General features: G+C 61.9%; 13 protein-coding genes. 8 read left to right on the top strand and 5 right to left on the bottom strand.

What is annotated here, in order from left to right; all coding sequences use genetic code 11:
- Positions 1–24: 24 nt before the first annotated feature.
- Both N3C12_09815 and N3C12_09820 read right to left on the bottom strand, forming a co-directional pair.
- The gene (locus tag N3C12_09815; protein MCX8072733.1) at positions 25–2,445 is read right to left on the bottom strand and encodes a hypothetical protein; all 2,421 of its coding nucleotides are present in this window, start codon (positions 2,443–2,445) and stop codon (positions 25–27) included.
- 12 nt (positions 2,446–2,457) lie between these two features.
- Complete coding sequence (locus N3C12_09820) at positions 2,458–2,937, bottom strand: MaoC family dehydratase (protein MCX8072734.1); 480 nt, start codon at positions 2,935–2,937, stop codon at positions 2,458–2,460.
- A gap of 179 nt (positions 2,938–3,116) precedes the next feature.
- Between N3C12_09820 and ccrA the strand changes: the two genes are divergently transcribed.
- The 6 genes from ccrA to brxL all read left to right on the top strand — a co-directional run bounded on the left by ccrA (position 3,117) and on the right by brxL (position 14,647).
- Positions 3,117–4,370: a crotonyl-CoA carboxylase/reductase gene (gene ccrA / locus N3C12_09825; protein MCX8072735.1), complete on the top strand. Its 1,254-nt coding sequence runs from the start codon at positions 3,117–3,119 to the stop codon at positions 4,368–4,370.
- A gap of 152 nt (positions 4,371–4,522) precedes the next feature.
- Positions 4,523–5,641 carry a quinone-dependent dihydroorotate dehydrogenase gene (locus N3C12_09830; protein ID MCX8072736.1) on the top strand — a complete coding sequence of 373 codons (1,119 nt, stop codon included), beginning with the start codon at positions 4,523–4,525 and terminating at the stop codon, positions 5,639–5,641.
- A 571-nt stretch (positions 5,642–6,212) separates the two neighbouring features.
- Positions 6,213–8,072 (top strand): VWA domain-containing protein, encoded by a 1,860-nt coding sequence (locus tag N3C12_09835; protein MCX8072737.1) that lies wholly within the window; start codon positions 6,213–6,215, stop codon positions 8,070–8,072.
- Positions 8,073–8,096: 24 nt separating this feature from the next.
- Complete coding sequence (locus tag N3C12_09840; GenBank protein ID MCX8072738.1) at positions 8,097–10,901, top strand: hypothetical protein; 2,805 nt, start codon at positions 8,097–8,099, stop codon at positions 10,899–10,901.
- A 4-nt stretch (positions 10,902–10,905) separates the two neighbouring features.
- A complete protein-coding gene (locus tag N3C12_09845) occupies positions 10,906–13,254 on the top strand; it encodes a hypothetical protein (protein MCX8072739.1) in 2,349 nt (782 codons plus the stop codon).
- The gene (brxL, locus tag N3C12_09850; protein MCX8072740.1) at positions 13,247–14,647 is read left to right on the top strand and encodes a BREX system Lon protease-like protein BrxL; all 1,401 of its coding nucleotides are present in this window, start codon (positions 13,247–13,249) and stop codon (positions 14,645–14,647) included. Before N3C12_09845 ends, brxL begins: the two co-directional genes overlap by 8 nt.
- Positions 14,648–14,748: 101 nt before the next feature.
- Here the strand turns inward: brxL and N3C12_09855 are convergent, their stop codons facing one another.
- The 3 genes from N3C12_09855 to N3C12_09865 form a co-directional block, all read right to left on the bottom strand.
- Positions 14,749–16,995, bottom strand: a complete 2,247-nt coding sequence (locus N3C12_09855; GenBank protein MCX8072741.1) for a hypothetical protein — start codon at positions 16,993–16,995, stop codon at positions 14,749–14,751.
- 247 nt (positions 16,996–17,242) lie between these two features.
- Positions 17,243–18,334, bottom strand: a complete 1,092-nt coding sequence (locus tag N3C12_09860; GenBank protein ID MCX8072742.1) for an acyl-CoA/acyl-ACP dehydrogenase — start codon at positions 18,332–18,334, stop codon at positions 17,243–17,245.
- A gap of 17 nt (positions 18,335–18,351) precedes the next feature.
- Positions 18,352–19,524: an acyl-CoA dehydrogenase family protein gene (locus N3C12_09865; GenBank protein MCX8072743.1), complete on the bottom strand. Its 1,173-nt coding sequence runs from the start codon at positions 19,522–19,524 to the stop codon at positions 18,352–18,354.
- Between the two features lie 110 nt (positions 19,525–19,634).
- On the opposite strand from N3C12_09865, the gene N3C12_09870 reads away from it, so the two are divergent.
- The gene (locus N3C12_09870) at positions 19,635–21,269 is read left to right on the top strand and encodes an FAD-binding oxidoreductase (protein MCX8072744.1); all 1,635 of its coding nucleotides are present in this window, start codon (positions 19,635–19,637) and stop codon (positions 21,267–21,269) included.
- Entirely contained in the window at positions 21,266–21,766 is a 501-nt protein-coding gene (locus N3C12_09875; protein ID MCX8072745.1) for a YkvA family protein, read from the top strand. The genes N3C12_09870 and N3C12_09875 overlap by 4 nt, the downstream gene beginning before the upstream one ends.
- Positions 21,767–21,919: the final 153 nt, after the last annotated feature.

A 21,919-nucleotide genomic window follows, 5' to 3' on the forward strand; every position in this document is an offset into this window, starting at 1 on the left:
TGGAACGGTGCGTGCACGGCGAGCTCACGGCCTTACCTCGCGGAATTCTTTCGTGGCGGGATAGTACAGAACGTGCCCTAAGTCGTCGCGACGAAACGCCAGCGCACCGTCGATGAGCAGCGAAAATCCCTCATCGAATTGCGGGTATGCTCGTTGACCGTCGGGTCGATCCCAAACGATCGTCAAATCGTGACCGCGGTAGCGGAGCCGGTCGAGAAGAAAGCGGTCCCAGCGTTTGGCCAGAGGGTCGAGCTCGATCCACCCGTCCGGGCGCGGAACGAGCCCGACAGCCCCTTCAACCACAAGAGCCAGGTACATGGAGTGGAAGTCATGGGAAATATCCGAAGGTTTAGGCCGCGAGGATAGCCGATAGGGCTCCCACTGGGAATAATATTCGTGGGCGTTCGGCCGCCAGTACGGATCGTAAGGATTGACCCCGGGGTACACGAGTTGATTGTACCGCTCCATGAGGTCCATGAAGTGATCGGCCGTTACGGGGTGGTTGTGGTAGCGACGCAGCACCTGCAGCACCAAGCGGCCGCCCATGCTGATGGGATGGGGCGCGATGTTCCGCGTCAGGCCATCCATCTCCCACGTCCATTCACGATAGTGGGCTTGGCTGGTGATCACTGGCGGGAAGCGGCTCCAAAACTCGTTTGGGTCGACGAGGTACTGTAATGCCCGCGTGTAACGGGGTTCGTCAGGAGCCATGCCAACAAGGAACGGAAAAAAGCCGTGCAGCTCTCGGATGGGAATGCGCGCGTTGTCGTCCGCCCGTCGGGGATAGAAGAAGTGGGTGTCGTCGTCCCAAAACGCCTCCAAGGCGGCAGCCTGGATTTTGTCCGCGACCGCCTCGAATTCACGCTCGAACGGCGCCTCTCCCGCATCGCGCGCGAGCGTCGCCACTGCCCGGGCGTTGGCGTAAACGAAACTTGCGAAGTCCACTCGCTCGAGCTCCGGCGGGTTGGCGCGCGGATGTAAACGCAGGCCGTTGAAGAACCAGTAGGACAGGATGTCGAGGTCGTAGCCGGTAATCCGGGGTCGTCCGCTTTGCGGCAGACCATCGCCATCAGGATCGAAGGCCGTGACCCACGCGCGCACATCGCGAGCCATCTCGGGAAGGAGTTGCTTGAGCTCAGCGAGCGTAAATGGATGCACGCGGTGAAATTCCTCCACCGCCGCCGCCACCCAGTGGGAGTAGGTTTCGTGCCAGTAGGGACTTCCAGGCGGGTCGACGAGGGCGCCGCTCGGCGCCAAGTTCCGGTAAGCATTGCGAACTTGGCTGCGGGCATAGGCAGGATTGCGGAGATACGTGAGCTCTTTCAATTGCACCGGTACGGCAAAAGTAATCGCGTTGTCGAAGCCAAGCTTGCCCTCGTAAAAACGGTAGCCTGACATGTCGGGCGTGTCCGCTTCGGTCATGTTGAAGCGAACAAGCCACCACCGGTAGTACCACATGCGCTTGAAGCCTTCGTCGCTGCAGTCGAAGTAGGGCACATTGTCGGCAAACCACTGCTGGTCGGCCCGACGGTGGGTGGTGAAGATGTCCGGAGGCATATTTGCCGGTTGGCTGCGTTCCTGCGGTTCGAAGCTGACTGCGACGACCGCTGCCGTACTTCGGTCCTGCGCCGGCACTGTGAGCTCGCGCGTCGCCCGCACGCGGGCCGTGCCGCGGGTTTCGAAGCCAGGTGCATCGAAGTAGGCGTAGAGTCGATTTTGTTGGAACTCGCCGGCGCCCAGAAGCGGCAACTTGGGCCCGCGGCTTTGGTTGGGCATGGGTAAGTAGGTAACATCTGCTTCGAGCAGCAGCTTATGCTCCCGCTGGTCGCGGCTCTCGGCCACGTAGACGGCGACCGCGCGATCGTCAGCCGTGATGAACTTGCGCTCCTCCACAACGACGGGCCCGACGTAGTACCGGATCTCTGTATGGCTTGGATAGCGGTAGATCGTAAAGTGATCTTCGAAGAGCGGTTGCGGCGCACCGTCCACTGCAAAGCTCAGGCGGAAGAGTTCCCGAAAGCAAAAGAACGAGTGCAGGTAACAGATTTTGCCAGCAAAACCCGGGACAAAGTCTAACTCCTGTGCCCAAAGCTTCCTTCCCGAGGACAACAGCACTTTGTCGTCATCCAGCATCAACCCTTGGGCAATCGCACGGGGAACGCCGCTGGGTGGCACTTGAAACACTTGATGGCCGAGAAGCGTGTCGACATACGCATTCTGCCAGCCAGGATCGTGTTGGCGCTCGGTCGGTTCAAAGCGCAGCCACGCCTCGAACAGCGCGGGTTCGGTTTGGGCAACCGGACGTGGAGAGGTGCCTCCACTGGCTGGGGGCTCGGAACCTTTCTGGCATCCGGTAGCCGCAAGCGAGGCCAGAATGAACCCTGACACGAAAACGAGTGCCAGTGTCGCTTGGCCAGGGGCCCGACAAGTTCTCGAGAAGTTCACAAATCCCGCAGGCTACTTCTTCACCGGCGGATGGTAAAGCACATGCATGACATAAATGAGGGCGGGACGCTCCTGGCCCACGACGTGGACGTGGATTTCTGTAGTCACCTGCGTTCCCGCTGGCTTGGCCTCCACGCCGACAATGCGACTGCGGGCGTGGATTTTCGCGCCGGCGGGCACCGGAGCAGTGAAGCGGAGCTTGTCCGCTCCATAATTCGTCGCGTTGCCGTACCCGACAATTTGGAAATTGCTTTGTGCACGGAGTCGGGGAATCAAACTCAAGGTCAGAAAGCCGTGGGCAATCGGTTGCTTGAACGGGCTTTCTCGCTTGCAGCGTTCGACGTCGACATGAATCCACTGGTGATCTCCGGTGAGTTCGGCAAACTGATTGATCATCTCTTGGGTGACCTCGACTTCCGGACCCCAGGGACCGAACTCGTCGCTAATCTTCGTTTTCAGCCGCTCGATGTCGTCAAAACGGATCTGCTCCATGTGCAGTGCTCCTTACAAAAACTCGGTCGCCGTTTTGATTGCCAGAGGTGCTGGGGCTTTGTCCATAAGGGGGATGGCAGGGGAGCACAGGCGTCCTGGGCTCGGTTGCGTTGGGGCACGGCATTCGCCATAAGGCGGCGAATCATCACTCCTGACGAGGAGGTCGGCGGAGAGACAAGATGAGCGTCAAGGAAATTTACGAAATCGGTGAGATTCCTCCCTTGGGTGTGGTTCCCAAGTACATGTACGCGCAAGTGATTCGCGCCGAGCGTTTCGGGGAACCCATGAAGGCGTTCCAGGTGGAAAAGATTCCGGTGCCGGAACTGAAACCCAACGAAGTGTTGGTGTTCGTCATGGCCGCCGGGATCAACTTCAATAATGTGTGGGCAGCCCTCGGTGTTCCAATCAACGTGATTGCGGCCCGACAGAAGTCGGGTGCCGACCCCAGCGATTTCCACATCGGTGGGAGCGATGCCAGCGGCATCGTGTGGGCTGTGGGCAGCAACGTGAAAAACGTGAAGGTGGGGGACCGTGTGGTCATCCATTGTGGCCAGTGGGATCCTGATTGCCCAGCGGTCAAACGCGGCGAGGATCCGATGTTTGATCCCTCGTTCCGTATCTGGGGCTACGAAACGAATTGGGGAAGCTTTGCGCAGTTCACCAAGGTGCAAGATCATCAGTGCATGCCCAAAGCGAAGCACCTCACCTGGGAGGAAGCCGCGGCCCCAACATTGGTGGGGGCTACCGCGTACCGCATGCTGATGGGTTGGCCTCCCCATACCGTCCGCCCGAACGATGTGGTGCTGATTTGGGGAGCCTCCGGTGGCCTGGGCTGCATGGCGATCCAAATCGTTAAGGCTCAAGGAGGGATTCCGATCGGTGTTGTTGGCGATGACCGGAAAAAGGAGTTTTGCCTGAAGCTCGGGGCTAAGGGCGTCATCAATCGCAAGAATTTCTCTCACTGGGGGCAAATGCCACACTGGACGGATACCGAGGCGTACAACAAATGGGCCGCGGGCTGCCGTGCCTTCGGCAAGGCCATTTGGGATATTCTCGGGGAGCGCCGCAACCCGCGTATTGTGTTCGAGCACCCGGGCGAGGACACCGTGCCGACTTCGATCTTCGTCTGCGATACGGGCGGCATGGTGGTGATTTGCGCCGGTACGACAGGATACAACGCCGTCGTCGACCTGCGGTACTTGTGGATGCGACAGAAGCGCTTCCAAGGCTCGCACTTCGCTAATGACGAGCAATCCTACGCCTTCAACCAACTGGTGATCGACGGCAAAATCGATCCGTGCTTGGCGGAGACGTACACCTTCGACCAAATTCCTTACACACACCAACTTCTGCACGAAAATCGCGCTCCAGAAGGAAAGATGGTTTGCTTGGTCGGCGCTCCAAGACCAGGAATGAAGGACATCGACTTGTAGTGCACCTGCCGTGGTCGCCTCGGCAAGCCGAGCCTCCTTTTTTTACACGGCGGTGGCTGCCCCATGAATGCAGCCACCGCCGTTTTGTTTGTTCGCGGTTTGTGTTCTCGGCTCACGGGCCACAGCTTCACCGATGAGGTAACCCGCTAGCGATGGTGCGGACACACGCTCTGTTGAATCTGGCTTACAAAGCGTTTCGCCCGGGGTTGTTTGCATTGGACCCCGAGCGCGCCCACGAGTGGACGTTCACGTTCCTGCGACTTGTGGAAGCTTTACTGTGCCGACTCCGTGTGCCCGTGTCGCCAGCCGCTTATCCGGCACTGGAGCAAAACGTAGCGGGCTTGCGGTTTCCAAACCCCATTGGGCTCGCCGCGGGGTTGGATAAGAACGCCGAGGTCCCGCACGTTTGGGCGCTGTTGGGATTCGGCTTCGCAGAGCTCGGCACGTTAACCGCCCAGGCGCAGCCCGGAAACCCCGAGCCGCGACTGTGGCGCTTTCCCGCCGAGCGTGCCCTGGTGAATCGGATGGGGTTCAACAACCGTGGCGCTGAGGCAGTAGCACGCGAATTAGCGGGGAAGCTCGACATGCTTCGGAGCCCGATCCCGTTGGGCATCAACATCGGGAAGTCTCGGAGCACCCCGCTGGACCGGGCGGCTGACGATTATGCGGCGAGCTTTGCCCGTCTTGCACCCTTGGCGGATTACATCTGCGTGAACGTGAGCTCCCCGAACACGCCAAATTTGCGCGATTTGCAGACGCCGCGCCAATTGGGGCAAATTCTCGACCGGTTGCACGAGGAGAACCAGCGGTTGCTCGATGGAAACCACATGTCCCACCCCTGCCCGATTTTCGTCAAAGTGGCCCCAGACCTCTCGCTCGACGATGTTGCCGCCTTGGTTGAGGTGCTCGAAGCTAAGAACGTCGCTGCACTCGTGGCCACAAACACGACGACAGCTCGATCTCCGCAGCAGGCTGCAACCATGCCCGAGGGTGGGCTCAGCGGCGCCCCGCTACGCGAGCGTGCGACGGAAATCATTCGTGCCTTTTTCCGCCGCCTGAGAGGTCGTGTGCCAATTGTTGGCGTTGGCGGAGTGTTTTCGGCTGAAGATGCCTACGAGAAGGTTCAGGCGGGCGCTTCGCTGGTGCAACTCTATACGGGTCTGATTTACGAAGGCCCGGCGATCGTCCCCACCATATGCGAAGGGCTGATTGCCTTACTCGAGCGCGACGGAGTAAAGCACATCGGCGACGTGATTGGGGCGCGGGTGTAGGCGAAGTCACCGAGCGGTGTCGGCTTGGGACTGGCTGGTGATGACGTGAACCCGGCAACCGGCTAAGTCACTTTGACGCTTTCTCGCTCGTTCTTGGCCGGGCGCCAGCCCAACGGGCCGAGCTCGGTTGGCGTTGCAGCGTGCACGATGGAGCCCGATTCGTGCACGGTTGTGGGCGACTTGCCTCCGGCGGGTGCGCGCTCACCGAAAAGTCCGCCACGCGGCGCTCAATGCACCTGGACGATGCCCAAGCGACCAGAGTTTTCTAAGAGTTAACCTGCTGCATAGGTGGCACGCCGTGCGGAGAGATAAGCAATCTCCGACCGCTGTTGGTGGCAATGTTGCCGTTTGTGGGTGGGGCAGCTCCGAGAGCTTGCATGCACAGTCTGTGTATGGAAAAGAGGCCTCGCTTTTCGTGGAGGGGCGGGATCCGGAGGAGAGACAGCGTAGGCACTATCTTTTCGTGAATTTCGATTCGAGGGGTAGAATAGCGATGCAAGTTCTGCGGGCTCGCAATTCAGGCAGGATGAACAGGCAGTGGTGTGGGGTGCGAGGACGAGTCCGACGTACCTTGGCCGAACTCGACTTCTCTGTCCTCGCAAGGGTGCGGGCGCGCGCCGGTAGAGAAGTTTTGTTCTACTTTGGCTTTTCGCGAGATCGCGGCAGAGGCAACGGCGATCGTCGCTTTGCGGCGTTTGCCTTCCTGCTCCGATTTCTGCTGTGCGTCGCGGTGTTCGCTGGCGGTCGGGCGACGGCCGCCGACGAAGTCGATCCTTGCTTGGCGACGAGCGCGGCCACAGCGGTAAAGGCTCCGCCGCCTCGCGTGTATCACTACGTGGTGCTGTTGGACACTTCGATGTCCATGGTCGGCCGGGGCGATGGCAAAGGCCGGGTATTGCTCCCGCAGGTCAAAGAGGAAATCGGAAAGCTCTTGGAGAGCCTCCCTGCTGGGTCGCGGGTCACCATACAACCGTTCGACGATGGCCCCAAGCGCCAGGAGACATTCGAGCTCCCGAAGGAAAAGTCAGCCGCCTTGCAGTTTGTCCACGGGATCGAGGCGAGGGGCAAGCGGACGTGTATCTACCGCACACTGAAACACGTGCTCAGCTCGTGGCCGGGCAGCGAAGACGCTGGCGTGCTGGTGTTTCTGTTCACTGACGGGAACAACAATTGTCAGCCGCCGCCAACGTTGGAGGAGGTGAACGCCGAGTACCGCTTGCGGCGGGGACCCTACGATTGGATGCATTACATCCTGTTGGGCCTCGAGATTGCTCCGGAGTTGGAGGAGTTGCTGGGGCGGGAAGAGGGGTGGAAACTCTTGGCCGTGCCGCCCAACAAAGTGCCGCGGCTGCCGGTGGTGGAGGTGGAGCCCAAGCTCCTGGAACTGGGGAACCTGCAAGGGGCAAACAGCGCGGCCCGTGAACTGCGCGTGCGTGCCGGCAGCGAGCAGGAAGGTGCGTTGCATCTGCGGGTACGCGCGGTGTCGCCCGACTTGAGTGCGCACGGTGCCGCACTCGCGGTCAGCCCCGAGGAAATCTCCGTTCCCGGATTGCATACCGTGACTTTCCAATTACTGAACCGGGAGTCGCTGCCCGATGGAGAAAATTACGGTGCGCGTCTGTGCATCGAGTCGAACGATCCTGAAGTGGTGATGAAACCCGTGAGCGTTCCGCTCCGCTTTCGTTACCACCCCGCCGGTGTGTTCGACGTAGAAGCGGTTGAAGCAACCGATTCGGTCACGCTCGAACAAGGGGCCAGCGCCTCGCTTCGCTACCGGCTCAAGGGCGATCGTTGGGCCCGCGGGACGGTGACGGCAGCGGCTCAGGGTACTTTCGAGGGCTTAGAGTTGCTTCTCAATGGCGGCCCCGGCCCGATTCAGCTCACTGCAGGCGACTTGTTCTCCGTGCAGATGAAGAATGCAGGAATTCAGTCGCGGGATCCGCTGAAGCCAGAGCTTGCCTTCTCGTATCCACCCGAGACCACAGGTCCGGCAACACTGGCGCTGCCGTTCGTGGTGCGTCCAGTGACCTGTTGGGAGAAATTACTCGACTGGTGGTGGTTGTGGCCGTTATTGGCACTGCTGCTGTTCGCTGTAGGCATGGCGTTGTGGAACCGATTCCAGCCTTGGGGGCAGTTAACAGGCACAGGTCCGCCGCCAGCGTGTCGGAACTTATCGGCCACCTTGCGGGGGAGGAAGCCAGTGGATTTGGGTAGACTCCTAGGCCTAGATGAGCTCGCGGGCATCGCGGTTCAGCGGACCGGACGAGGACTGCCTGTCGTCAAACACGTTCGCGAGGATTTGTCTAACCTTCGCCTTGAGACTCAAGGATACCCGCTCGAGGTGGGCGACCCGATCGAATTCGATGAGGAGATCAGAGTTCGCGTTGGCGATCAGGAGATTGCCACATTTTCCATCACTAGGCCCAAATGAAGATCCGAGGCAAGGAGGTCGATCATGGGACCACGTGAAACCCGTTGGTTAAAGCGCACCGTGCTCATCGGTTTGGGGGGCACAGGCAAAGAAGCACTGTTGCGAGTCAAAAAGAAGTACGTGGAGGTCTTCGGCGAAGTTCCTCCTCTGGTTCGCTTCTTGTTGATCGACACCACTCCCGCAGCGACGGACGCTATCCATGCAGAGGATCCAGAGGGAAGAACAACCGAGGTAAGCCTCGAACCGAACGAGGTGCTTTTCATTGAAGCTCGCGGTGCGAGCATGCTGCCGCGCACCCATGACGAGATTCGCCAGTGGTTTCCGCCCAAGGCGGATTTGAAGTCCAACATCATCTCCGGAGCCGGCCAGATCCGAGCTCTCGGGCGGCTTGCATTGTTTGCCAACGCTCATTGCGTTTATGAGGGGCTGCGAGCGCTACTGTCACAGGCACGGGATTACCTTTTGGAGCGTCCCGCCATCGAGCACCGGTATGTTTACCGGGCTTATACTCCGCACTTGACCGTGTGCGTGATTGGTTCCCTAGCGGGCGGCACTGGGTCGGGCATCTTTCTCGATGTGGCGATGATCTTGCGCGACATTCTCAAGGATGAAGACCAACTGTTCGGCTACCTGCTGCTGCCCGACATCTACATCAATCGCCCGGGTACCCAAAACGTCGAGGCTAATGCCTACGGCGCCCTCCGGGAGCTCGATTACTACATGAGCTTAGAAGGCACGCACCGGTACTCCTTCGGTGGCCGCGAGATCGAAGTGCGCAAGAAGCCGTTCGATATGGTGTTTCTCGTCAACAACCGCAACCGTGCGGGAAAGACATTCAACGACATCGAACACATGGCAGAACTGCTTGGCTTGGGTGCGTTTTTGGTCAGTGGGCCACTCGGGAAGGAGCAAGCGGATGTGTTCGATAACATTGTCATGCAGCTCACCGAGCAGCAGGGTGCGTTTTACGGGAAGCGTGCCCACTTCGCCAGCTTCGGTGCGGCCGAACTCCGCTTCCGTCCCGAGCAAGTAAATCTCGAACGGGCACGACGCGAAGCGAGCGATGCTCTGCAACGCTTGTTCTCTGCCGACGGTCGCGAGTGGGGCGTGACGGAATTCGAGCGCAAGCTACACGCGGTGGTCACATCCGAGCTTCCTAAGAGCGACCCGCTCGACGTGCCTCGCCCCACGGCCTCACGCGCGAGGTCGCGTGACGAGGAGTGTTGGAGGACGGCGCAAGAAGCGTTCCGTCGCCTGGAGGAGCGCGCGTGTGAAGAGAGTGTCGAGCTTTTGAAGAAGGAGATTGCTCGCTTCGAGCAAGAACTCGCAGGTGAGATTGAGCGCAGCTTTGGCCTCTACGCGATTCCCTCGTTTTTGGACGGGCTCGAGAAACTTCGCACGCAAGCCCATGAGCTCGCTCAGCAGTTAAAACGGGATCTGGACGACGAACAGCAGCGACGGAAGGAGTCCGACAGTAAATTCGCGCAGCAGCTCCCGGTGCAGAGGCGGTGGTTCGGTCGTTTACGCGCGGACGATGAGGAACAGCCGAAGGTCAATAGAAGCACGATTCAACAACGCTGGGAGATGGCGCGGGCGATCGGCCATAAAGAAGCACGATGGCGGGCGGCGTTCGAGCTCGAGAAAGCGCTGGAGCAGAAGATCGAGGAGCTTCGCTGGTTGCAAGGTGCGGCCAGCGAGTGGCTTACGCGCTTTGCCGGCCAGACCCAGCAAGCCGTTGCCCCGACCGTTAAGGACGTACTACCGTTTACGGTGACGTTACCGCCACCGTACCTGCCACAGCAAAGTACGTCGACTGGCGGAACGAGCGACGGCTTAGAGCGGCTGAAACAGCGGGGCTTCGCGCAGCTCTGCGAAAATCCGGAACGAGTTCTCGACGAGGTGTTTCGTCCCAGTGCGGCCTCCAGTTTGCGCGACTGGCTCATCGATGTGGCGAGGCGGGAGCGCTCGGATTACCTCCGAGAGGCAGTGGAGCGAGCGTTGGTCGAGCTCGACGCCCTGTCTGCACCCGCGTGGGATTATCAGGATGCTTGGCTTGCCAACCCCCACGTGGCACGCCGAGAACAGGTGCACATCATCGGCATTGAGGACAAGAACGATTCACTGCACCCCTTGCTCGTGGGGGAGTTCCGCAAAATCTTCGCGGGCAACGTCGACGCCACACGGAAATTGGCCGTGGTTTCCACTGGTGACCCCAAGCGGATCTACCTGTATAAAATCGAAGCATCGATCCCAGCGTTCACGCTGCAGGGAATCGAGATGTACCGAGAGCGCTACCTCGACTTGTCGAGCGACCGCAGCTTCCACGTTGATCGCCAGCTCGAGCAACACATTCCGGAGCTCGTTCCGGTGCCGAGCGGTGAGGATGCCGCACTGATCTGGACCAAGGCTCAGCTCTTTGGACTCATTCGTTATGACAGCCGAACAATGACTTTTCAGCGGCGGGGCCAGCAGGATTCCAGCAAGGAGGGTTGGCACGAATTGGGCCGCTCCCTGGGCCAGGCCTTCGCCTGCTTCCAAAGAGATTTCTTCGGTTTCAAGGAGTTGGAATCCATGGTCAACGAGAGGGAGCGAGGAGAGACCCGGAACCGCTTACCCCAGCTAATCAATAGCGTTCGAGAGGCCCTGGACTACTCGAGGAAACAATTGGAGCTCGCGAACAGCTCAGGGAACGGAACCGGTTACCAAACCCCGGAAGATAGAAGGGTTTTGGAGGCGCAAATCGCAGTGCTGCAGCGTTGGCAGGAGGAGCTGGTAAGCTATCGACCACCAGACAGGGAGTACAAGTTCCCGACTTTGGGAGCCGAGTGACCGGATGGACCTCTACCCGACGATCGTCGCAGCCAGCGGCGAGGTCACGAGTTCCATTTTGGACCACCTCGACGGGCGGTGGCAGGCGTCGCTGGGCGACGGCGGAGAAGTCATAGCGAAAGTCAGGCCGCCGCGCCCCGACGAGTGGGCGCGCGCCATCCGCGATTTGCACGAAGTGAGCAAGGTGGCGCGCCTCGAGCGCCGGGGCCATCGCGTGGACTATGCCACTAATGCCGTCTGGCTCGCGGAGTTGCATGACCCCGAACTACCGGCATGGATCGCCGCGCTAGGACACAGTGTGGATCAGGGTCTAACCGCGGGACGTGAACTCCGTCTCCACATGCTGCTGTTCCTGCCTGATTTATTCGACCTCACCCCTTCGGAGCGGAACCAAGCGCAGGAAAACCTTGAATGGCTCCAGCCCGTCGCCGAAACGCGCCTTCCGATGAGGGTGTGGCCGTTGTCTGTCCGCAACCGCGTGGATTTGTACTTAGGTGATGCGCTGGACCTGTTGCCTCTTGTACAACTCTTCATCGAGGTCTGCCTGTTCCGCGATTTCCGGTTCCATCCCCAGGCGTTGCGCGGTCGCGACTGGGGCGGCGTTGGCTGTTGCCAGTTGTTGATCGGTAAGCCGTCCCCACAAAATCTCGCTGCAGACCTTTGGCGCGAGATCAAACAAGTATCGGTGGCGGACTTGCGGCCAAAGCCACGCGCGCGTGCCTCCGCGAGCGGCAATCGCGAGGAGCAAGTTCCAGGCCGCCTATCCATAGGGGGCGACGGGAGTACACACGGGCCCGCGGAGTCGGGCGAATCGGCGCTGTGGGATTGGGCGAGGTTCGTCGCGTGGTTCCAAAAGCTGGGTGGAAATCCGCCGGATGTTGTGCCCGAGGTCCCGTTGTGTCCCTCTGCACCCTCGTGCGGTTTTGGAACGGACGCCGTTCCGCAATGCCCGCAGCGGCAGAGTTGCAGCCGGCACCCGAGTTGGCGGCTCGATGAAGAGTGGGCGGCCTTTACGGAGAAGGCAAAAGGCCGCTGCGCAGAAGAAATCGCCGCTAAATTGGAACCCCTGGAGCAAGGGCTCATCAACGATCTCGTCCCCTCGGTTGCTCGCCTGGGTCTCGGGGGCTGGGACGAGTTGCGCAAGCGACTCGAAAAAGCGTTGGGCCGCGCCAACGCCGATCTCGATGCTGCCGTGGAACCGTTCGATCGGGTGATGGGAGTCAAGGCGGCTCGCCGCTGGCGCGCGGGGGGTCGCTCGGGCGCACTGGCTGGGATCACACCGTCCGGAAACGACTTGGAAGAGCGGCTTGCTCAAGTGGACGATGCGCTAGAGAACTGCAAGCTCGAGCTGTTCTTGCAGAACGACGACGAAGGCCGCTCGGTTGCATACGATCTTGCCGATATCCGCGGTCAGTTCGAGCTGAATGAAAAGCAATGGGAGGATCGCTTCGAAAAGAAGGACAAGGCTGATGCTGGCCAGGACACTGCCGCAACGGTGCCGTGGTTTCGGCGCGCGGCGAGGTGGATCGTAGAGTCCGTGCGCCGGGCAACGGCGCGGGTGTGGACTAGCCCCGCTCCCGCAGAAAGCGGAGAGGATTTGCTCTGGAAGAAGCGACTCTGCGATCGCGCGTGGCATTTAATCGACCGCGGGTACGAGCTGCACTTGCGCAAGTGGGAACTGACGCGTGAGTGGCTGGCTCGTTGGGCTGAATATCGCGTGCGAAGGGTTTATCGCGATGCTTTGGTTCGGGCGCTGGAGCGCTGTAACGCCGCCCTCAAGGCAGCGGAAGGCATCGAGCTCAGTCGCGGGCACAGGTCGCGACATTCCCTAGTACTGCACTTGGATTTGCCTGATAAACTGGTTCGCGCGCGGGTGAACACGTTGGCGAGGGAGCTCGTTCGTGCTGGCGTCTTGCAATCGTTGCTCGATCAGCGCCCAGATGATCTGACCGCCACCCTGTTGCGCGAAGCGGAGCGGGCAATCGCGGAGTTTCCCGAGCCGAGCTTGGAGGAGCTGCTGGACGACCGCGTATGGGCTGCCGCATTTGACATTGCCGCCCCGCGGGTGATGGCGGCACACCGGCCCAACCAAGAGCGCTACACTATGGTATTTTGCCACAGTACGCCGCCGCGCGTGCCCGAGCAGCTCATTACCGACCGCTACTGGCGCAACAGCGAGGGTGTGATGCTTCGCTTCGTGTACCCGATTTTTCCGGAAGACTTGCTCGGCGACCTTGCCGTACCAGCGCTCGCGGCCGGAGACGGGGGCCGGGACGAAGAACACTTCTCAACAGAATCCCGAGCGCATGACGATCGCCCCAACGATCCCTTGGAGCAGGCCTTTTATGGATGACCGACTGAACGACACATTCCCAGGTAAAGTGATTCCGAAGCAGATTGCTTTAATGCCACCGTTCGACCGCTTGCCGCGCTACGTTGCGGAATATCTGGTGGCAAAGTTCGCCCGCGATGGAGAGCCAGCGCAGGTCGAGCGCTTGGCCGAGTTCGTGTTGCGCCACTACCCCACGGCCGAGCAGCGGAATTGGGCCAAGGATCAGCTCTTACGAAATGGGCGGCTGGTGCTGATCGACGAGCTGCGCGTGAAACCCGACCTCACAACCGGCCGCCATTTCGCGGAACTCTCCACCCTGGGAGATGTGACCGCGACCGTCTCGGGAGATCTGTGCGACCGATACCCGTCCACACTGTACGGCCTGTGGGGTACGCTTGACCTGCGTTACGACCCGCGCAAACGCGAGGTTAACCTTGCCGGGTTCATTCCGTTTTCCGTGGTTGCCGATCTCGACAGCTTTATCCGCGGCCGCACGCGGTTCTCGGACGACGAGTGGATCGATGTGCTCCTCAATGCCGTGGGCCTCAACCCGGGAAGACTTTCAGCGCGGCAAAAGGAATTGAATTTGGCCCGGCTCGCTCCTTTGGTGGAGCCACGACTCCAATTGATGGAACTCGGACCTCGTCAGACAGGCAAGTCGTTTCTCTTGCGCAATACCTCGCCCGACGTGTTTCTGGTGTCGAGCAGCAGCGTGAGCCCGGCCACGCTCTTTTATCACCAAGTGTCACGACGCCCGGGCCTGGTGTCGGCCTACCCGGTGCTCGTGTTCGACGAGATTGGTCACGGCCGATGGGTCGACCGCGAGCTCATCGGTACGCTGAACGACTTCATGGAATCGGGCCGCTTTTCCCGCGGCGGGCGGCAATTTTCGGCACAGACTTCGTTGGTGTTCCTCGGCAACACCGACAGTCCCGCCACGCCCCAGACGGCTCTCCTGCCTCGCGGGCTTGCGGGGGAGACTGGCTTCCTCGACCGGCTGAACGGGCTCATCCCTGGACACGAGCTTCCGAAAATTACCCGCGACCTACTCTACCAAGGGCCAGGACTAGCCGTGGATTACCTGGCACAAGCGCTGCGGATGTTGCGAGCGCAAGTGATCGACATCCGCGTTGCCTCCCATCTTCCTCCATCGTTCAAGGAGCGCGATGTGCGTTCGGTTCAGCGGCTGGTGTCCGCATTCCTCAAGCTTGTGTACCCTGGGCGCAACTGGCAGGAGGGGCACTTGGAACGTTGGGTGTCCCTTGCGATGGAACTACGGGATCGGGTTTGGCAAGAGCTGTCTTCCTGGAACCCGGCGGAGTTCCCCCCGCGACAAGCGACTGCTGCGCGCAGCGTGGAACCAGAGGTGGTCGTGGACCCTGGGGTCTTGCCGCTGGATGGTCCGGAGCAGTGACTCTCTCTTGGCTGCCACGCGCCCAACGTCAGGAGGTTCTCGGGTGAAGTGGACTCGTGTCTCCGAACCGACGGGGCAACGCTTTCGCTGGAGTCGCTGGGCTACGCGGCGCAGTCGCGAAGCTTGCGCCAAGCCAGCAATGGAGCAGCATGGAAGTTGGAGTTCATCACCGGAAATTCGTCCATCGGTGTTGCTGGCAGGTGAAAGGTTTCGCCAGGGCGGCGCGCGTAATGGGCGTTGAAACAATCCGGACCGCTCCACAACCCGTACCAAATGTTCGGGTATGCGGCAGCGCGCGCTGAGAAGCGCATCCGCTCGAACAGGTCACGGGCGAGGTCGGGCCGGCATTGTGCCAGCCCCCAGCACAGGAAGGCATTGATGGCCGCCCACACGCCGCCGTTGCAGTCCCAGCCTGGAGGTAACAACCCCAGGCGGCTCCAGTGCGGCCGATCGAGAATGCAAGCGCCAATGGGGGAGGGCAAAATGCAGCGCTGGTAAACCTCCTCCGCAAGGCCCTTGCGTTCTTCCTCGGTGCCGATCCCGGCGATCAGGCAAAAGGCCTGCACATCGGCAAACAGGTGGTCGTGCCCTATGGGGTGGTCGGAGCCGTCCCACCCCCGGAGGAACCACTGGCCGGTCCACTGCGCATGCATGGCGTGCGCGAGCTCATCGGCAAACGTAACCATGGCGTGCGCTGTACATGGTCTCCGTCGTTTCAAGAGGTGCGCCGCTCGTCTTAAGGCGTGCACGGCAAACGCAGTGTTCAGCCCGGATTCTCCGACTGCGTGAAATCTTTTAGACCGGCGCACCATGAGGGCGAGAGGATCCATCCAGTCGCCCGAGCCCACGCGGAGCAGTCCGTGTGCGCCCGTGCCGAGCCGCTGTTTGAGCCAACGGTAGGCAAGCTCGAGGCGGTCCTGCACGGTCGAAGCCCATCCGGCATGCTTGGGATAAAACGGTAGCCGCTGATCCAGAAACCTCTCGTCCCCACTGTGCTCCACGTATTCGCTCACCGCCCACATGAGAAAAATGGGCAAGTCCGATGGGCTTTCGTGCACCAGTGCTCCGCTGCACCAGCCTCTCCCGGCGTGCAGGTAGTACATCGCGCCGTCCGGCTGCGTGAGCAACATCATGCTTTCGATCGTGGAACGCGCGAGATCGGGGTCGAACGGCAGGAGCGCAACCGCGGCAACGGCGTAGTCGCGCGGTGCGCCGTGGACACCGTGCAGAAACAGGTAAGCAGAGCCTTGGGTCACAAAGGTGCGTTCCAAATAGTCATCGTACACCGCCAGTTGGCGTAAACATGCGAGATGCCAAAGCAGTTCCAGCCGTAGGGACGTCTCGCCGGGCAACAACGGCGAAGGCAGATCTGTTTGCCGCAACGGTGGCCCGCTTTGTTGGCCTGTTGTTGGCTCGTTGTGGTCGCTGCCGATGCGAACAATGTAGCGGACGTGAGCCTGAGTGCTGCCGTAAGAGTTGGGGACGATACGTGCTCTCAAGCGCACGCGCGTGTTTGTGCCCCCAGTGTGATGCCAACTTGCCTGCAGGTTTTCGCTGCGCGCCGCAAGCGCGAAGGAGAGCTTGGGCAGGGTCGTATCGATCATGGCTGGCCGGTTGCGGTCGCGCCTGCACCGTCCACGCGAGCGCAACGCGGCCCGTGGCGTGAGGAGCACCTCGCAATCGCTTGCGGTTGTGTCGTAGTGCAGCGAACGGCTCACGACGGCGCGGAGCCACGTGCCGAGCGTGCGCACGGTGCGTGCCGCCAGCACGACGCCATGGCGCAGGAGCGCGACGGTGATGGCTTCCGAGCCGCGTGGCAGCCCCTTCCAACCCATGAGCGGCACAGGCACGATTGCTTCGGGTGCGATGTGCCAAGTTTCTTCGAACAGGGCCCCGGCTGGGATTCCATCGAAGGTGAGGTCGACGATGAACGTGCGGGCGTCGAGTCGGGCGATGGTGCGCCGCACCTGTAACGGCGGCTGTTCAGCGTGTGCATCGACGTACTCCCAAAACGCTTCCCCGCAGCGGAACTCCACGCGCTCTGGCGCCTGTGGACGCCAGGCACGGCCACTGTGCCGGAGCGTGCAGTCGGGGGTTTGGGCTGGGTCGGTGAGGCGAATGAGTGTGCGCGAGGTGAGGTACAGCCCGACCCCGCCGCCTACGTGCACGGTGCACAAGGCCAGCGGGGAGCCGAGGAAATGCCACGGGCCGTTTCGCGTCGGGGGTACGAGCACGCTGGGCGACACCCCGACGCGGCCGCGGCAGAATCGAAACGTTGGAAGGCGTTCGTCGCCGGCTTCGCAAAGCTCCACGACCAAGTGCGTTGCCTCCCGGGCACCGTCTGGCATGGTCGCACGTCTATCCTGTTGTCGCGGCTGGTTCGAGAGCTGAGTGGCGTTGCCGCGCGAGAGGCGCAGGACTGCACGATGAGACAAGGTAATGCTGCCTCAGGGGCCGAATCGTGTGCGGACGTGCGAGTGTGCAGGAGAGCCGGCCGGCGTTCGGCGAGGTAAGCGAAGACACGAGCAGCCCCGCGAGCACTGTGGTCCGCTCGGGCAGGCCGCCTGCGCCCCGCCGGGCTCACACTCGCCGCACTCAAGCATCGAGCCAGTGCTGCGCCACCGCCTCCAGCGCAGCACGCTCGGGGGCGTAGCGGACGCAAAGCGTGACGGCTCGTTCGGAATAGTAATGCAAGGGATGCTCGATCACGTAACCGGCGCCGCCATGGAGGTGGTGTGCGGTCAGGGTCAGCCGCTTACAGGCTTGGGGTACGAATGCGGCGGCTGTATCGAGTTCCCAGCCCTCGTACGTGCCGGAGTGCAGCCGTGCCACCACCTGCCAGGCCAGGTGGCGGCTCGCGGTGTAGGCTGTGGCCATATCGGCAATCTGGTGCTGCACAGCCTGAAACACGCCGATCTTTTGCCCAAATTGCTCGCGCTCTTTCACATACGCCACGGTGCGTTCGAGGACAGCGTCCATGATTCCGACCATTTCCACCAGCGCAAAGGCACGCTGTTCGAGTTCCAACCGGCGCCAACTCTTGCGCGCCTCGGCGCCGGAGGCCACTACCCGGAGCACGGGTGCTTGCTCGTAAAGGACGCGAGCTTGGCGATCCCCATCGAACGTACGCAGTGGTTCGACCGAGGCGGCGGAACGCTCTACCAAGCACCACGCCATACCTTGCGCGCTCGCTGCGCCGACGAGGTGATGGGTTGCGAGCCCCGCATTGCTCACGTGGGTTTTCGTGCCTGATAGCGTCCAACCGCGGTCGTGTTGCGATAGGGTTGTTGCCCAATGGTCCGGATCCGTGCAGTCGACCTCCACATGGGCGAGTGCGACCACAGCCTCACCGGTGGCCACGCGGGCGAGTTCCGGCGCTTCCGGCGCGAGGGTGGCGAGGGCATGGGCACCCCGTACGGCTTGCACCACGGGCAAAGGCACCAGCCCGCGGGCGGCTTCCTGGAACCACATGGCGATCTCCAACAAGGAGAGCCCCGAGCCGCCCCATCGCGCCGGCACTGCCATACCAAACCAGCCGAGGTGGGCACAGCGCTGCCACGTGTTTTGGTCGATGCCGCTCGGCAGCGCGTCCCAGTCCCGCAATTGTTCCGGTGTGGCTTGCTCCCGCGACCAGCGGCGTACCGTTTCTGCGATCGCTTGTTGTTCGGGCGTTGGGTTGAAGTCCATGCAGTCACCCTCTCGGTTCACTTGCGCGGCAGCCCGTAGCCCAGCATCGCAATAATGTTGCGCTGCACTTCGTTCGTTCCCCCACCAAATGCTAGCAACGGAGCGGTACGGTAGAGCCACTGGAGGCGCCCGTGGAGCGGCGTGCTGGGCTCATCGGGATGCAGTTGCCCGGCGAGACTTAGAATTTCAATTCCCGTGTCGGCAAGCCGCTGGGCAAGTTCGCTGACGAACACCTTGGCCATCGACGACTCGGCCGCCGGCACTCGCCCTTGTTCGAGCGCCCACGCAGTTTCCAAGCCCAGCATGCGCGCGGCTTCAATGTCCACAGCCAAACGAGCAATGCGCTCCCGCACCCACGGGACCTCGGCCAGCCGCTCGCCGCCAACCTGGTGTGCGCGCACAAAGGCAACCAATTCGCGGAAATAGCGGCGCACCATCCCCACCGAGCCGATGCTGAGCCGTTCGAAGTTGAGCGCCATCGCAGCGTAGTAAAATCCCATGCCGCGCTCGCCGATTAGATAGTCCCGCGGCACGCGGACGTTGTCGAGGAACAACGCGTTGGTGCGCAAACCGGGCCAAACGTAAATTGGTTGCACGGTGACTCCAGGAGCGTCCATGGGCACGATCAAAATGGAGATGCCTTTGTGCTTGGGAACGTCGGGCTCCGTGCGCACAGCAAGCCAGTTGTGCGTGGCCATGTGCGCCATCGTGTTCCACATTTTTTGGCCGTTCACGATCCAGTGGTCGCCCTCCAGCACCGCGCGGGTACGCAGCGCGGCCAGGTCGGTGCCTGCTTCCGGTTCCGAGTAACCGAGTGCGAATTCCACCTCGGCGTTTTGAATTTTCGGCAGCCAGTACTTCTTTTGCTCCTCCGTGCCCACCCGCATAATCGTGGGCGCAACCGAGGTCACCGTGAGGGGCAACATGGGTGCACCTGCGCTCTCCATCTCGTCGACAAAAATCCACTGCTCGATCGCCGAGCGGCCAAGGCCCCCGTACTCGGGCGGCCACGCCAAGCCCCACCAGCCGCGGTCGCGCAGCGCCAAGATAAACTGGCGCGCGAGCGGCCCTTGGCACTCGTTCCCGGATTCGCGCAACTCGGCCAACAACTCCGCCGTGAGATGTTCGCGGAGAAAGGCGCGAATCTCCTCCCGCCAAGCGAGTTGTTCCGGGGTGAAGTCGTAGCGCATGTTGCCCTCGCTACTGCTTGAGAGACCACGGTTGCAGCGTTGAAGCAACCGGTGGGTTCGTTCGTCGTCTGTTGAACCTTTGCCCAATTCCGCAGTATGGGAAGCAGGAGATGAGCAGCAGGCGACGAAAATTTTGGGGCTGGGGCTGGGAAGACGACGGGCTCGACGCAGCCGAGCAGGAGCGGCTCGCCAGTTTGTTAGCGGCCCGCTTTGAGCTCGGGGAGGTCCGTATCGGCTCGCCGCCGCGAGTGGAAGACATCGCCCTGCGGGTGCCGCGGGTGCGGATTCCCAGTAGCCTCGAGGCGGTGTGCACAACCGATCCACACGAGCGGCTTGCCCACAGCTACGGCAAGTCGTTTCGCGATCTCGTGCGTGCTTGGCGCCGGCAGTACGACAACCCGGTCGATGTCGTTGCCCTGCCACGCAGCGAGTGCGAGCTCGAGGCGGTGCTCGCTTGGTGCGACGAACAGGCGCTCGCAGCGATTCCTTACGGGGGAGGCTCGAGCGTTGTCGGCGGCGTGGAGCCACCACGGGAAAGTCACTGCCGGGGGGCGGTGTCCATTGACTTGCGCCACTTCGACCGCGTGCTGGAAGTCGATCCGCGGTCGCGTGCTGCGCACATTCAAGCCGGGGTGTACGGGCCAGCGCTGGAGGAGCAACTCAAACCCCACGGGCTTACCCTGCGGCACTTTCCCCAGTCGTTCGAATTTTCCACCCTGGGTGGCTGGATTGCCACCCGCTCCGGCGGGCACTACGCCACGCTGTTCACCCATATCGATGAGTTCGTCGAGGCGCTGCGCATCCTCACGCCGAAGGGCTGGGTGGAAACGCGGCGGCTTCCGGGGTCAGGGGCGGGTCCGAGCCCCGATCGCTTGTGGATTGGCTCGGAAGGTACCCTGGGCATCATCACTTCAGCGTGGATGCGGGTGCAAGAACGGCCACGCTTTCGCGCGGCGGTGTCGGTGCGGTTCTCGGATTTTCTCCGCGGGGCGGAAGCCGTGCGCGCGATTGCTCAGGCTGGGTTGTACCCGTCGAACCTCCGCCTGTTGGACCCGATTGAGGCTCTCACCGCCGGCGCTGGTGATGGCTCGGCAGCAATCTTGGTGCTGGCGTTCGAATCGGCGGATCATCCGCTGGACCCGTGGATGCAGCGGGCCCTGGAGTGCTGTCGCGACTATGGCGGCATTTACGACGAAGCTGCGTGGCGTACCCGCGAGGATTCAGCGGTAGGCCGCGAAGGAGCCGCAGGTGCGTGGCGGCAGGCGTTTTTGCGTGGACCGTACCTCCGCGATGCCTTGGTCGGCATGGGGATGGTGAGCGAGACGTTCGAGACCGCCACCACGTGGGATCGGTTCCCGAGTTTGTACGTGTCTGTGCTGCAAACGGTGGAGCGCGCCTTGCACGAACTCTGTGGCGGCGGGCAAGTGAGCTGCCGATTCACTCATGTGTATCCTGACGGCCCGGCGCCGTACTACACGGTAGTCGCGCCGGGGCGAGGGCGCGACCTGTTGGCGCTTTGGGATGCCATCAAGGCTGCCGCATCGGAAGCAATCTTACAACACGGCGGCACAATTACACACCACCATGCGGTTGGGCGCGACCATCGGCCGTGGTACGACCGCGAACGGCCGCCGCTGTTCGCCACGGCACTGACCGCCGCGAAGAGGGCGTTGGACCCGCACGGGATTTTGAACCCCGGAGTGTTGATCGACCCGGAGGTTGTCACGGAAGGGGAAGAGCAATGAATCGAGCGACCAAGCGCGCCCCGAAAACGAAGTCGGGGAAGAGAGCCCAGAAGAGCTCGGCGGTATTCGAACGGGACGATCTCGAGCGGATTGTGTCGGACTTGGCCTGCACCGTCGCGCCGGCTGACGTGGCGACGCTGCTGGAGCGCGAGGGGGAGCTCCGCCGCCGCATTGAGGCGCTGGACTCCGAGTTTACTTTGCTCCAGCGGCAGCTCACTTTGCTCCTCGACTGTTTGCGCGACCACCATGCGGGTCGCATCCCGCAAGTGCCTTATGCCACCATTGCGCACGCCGCGGCAGCGGTGTTCTACTTTGCCAACGAGTGGGACTTGCTCCCCGATTTTCTGCCGCGGCTCGGCCGCTTGGATGACGCTGCAATTGTAGCCATTGCTTGCGAACGTGTGGCCGAAGGGCTGAAGCGTTACGCACGGGCGACCGGCCGCGCGTGGCGCGGCGTCGTTCCCACCCGAGCAGCGGGCGCTGCCCGCCCGTGTTGACGGTGGAGCTCTAGCGCACCCTGCGGCGCTCGGTCACGACAGGGCCGAGCGGCAGGTCGTCGCTATCCGAGGACAAACGCGTCCGCGTGCTGCCAAGTTGTTGGCGAGACAACGGAGCGCGTTTGGGGCGCGGGCGCAGATGCCCCCGGCAGC

The sequence above is a fragment of the Candidatus Binatia bacterium genome (assembly GCA_026415395.1).
Classification (GTDB): Bacteria; Desulfobacterota; Binatia; order HRBIN30; family HRBIN30; genus HRBIN30.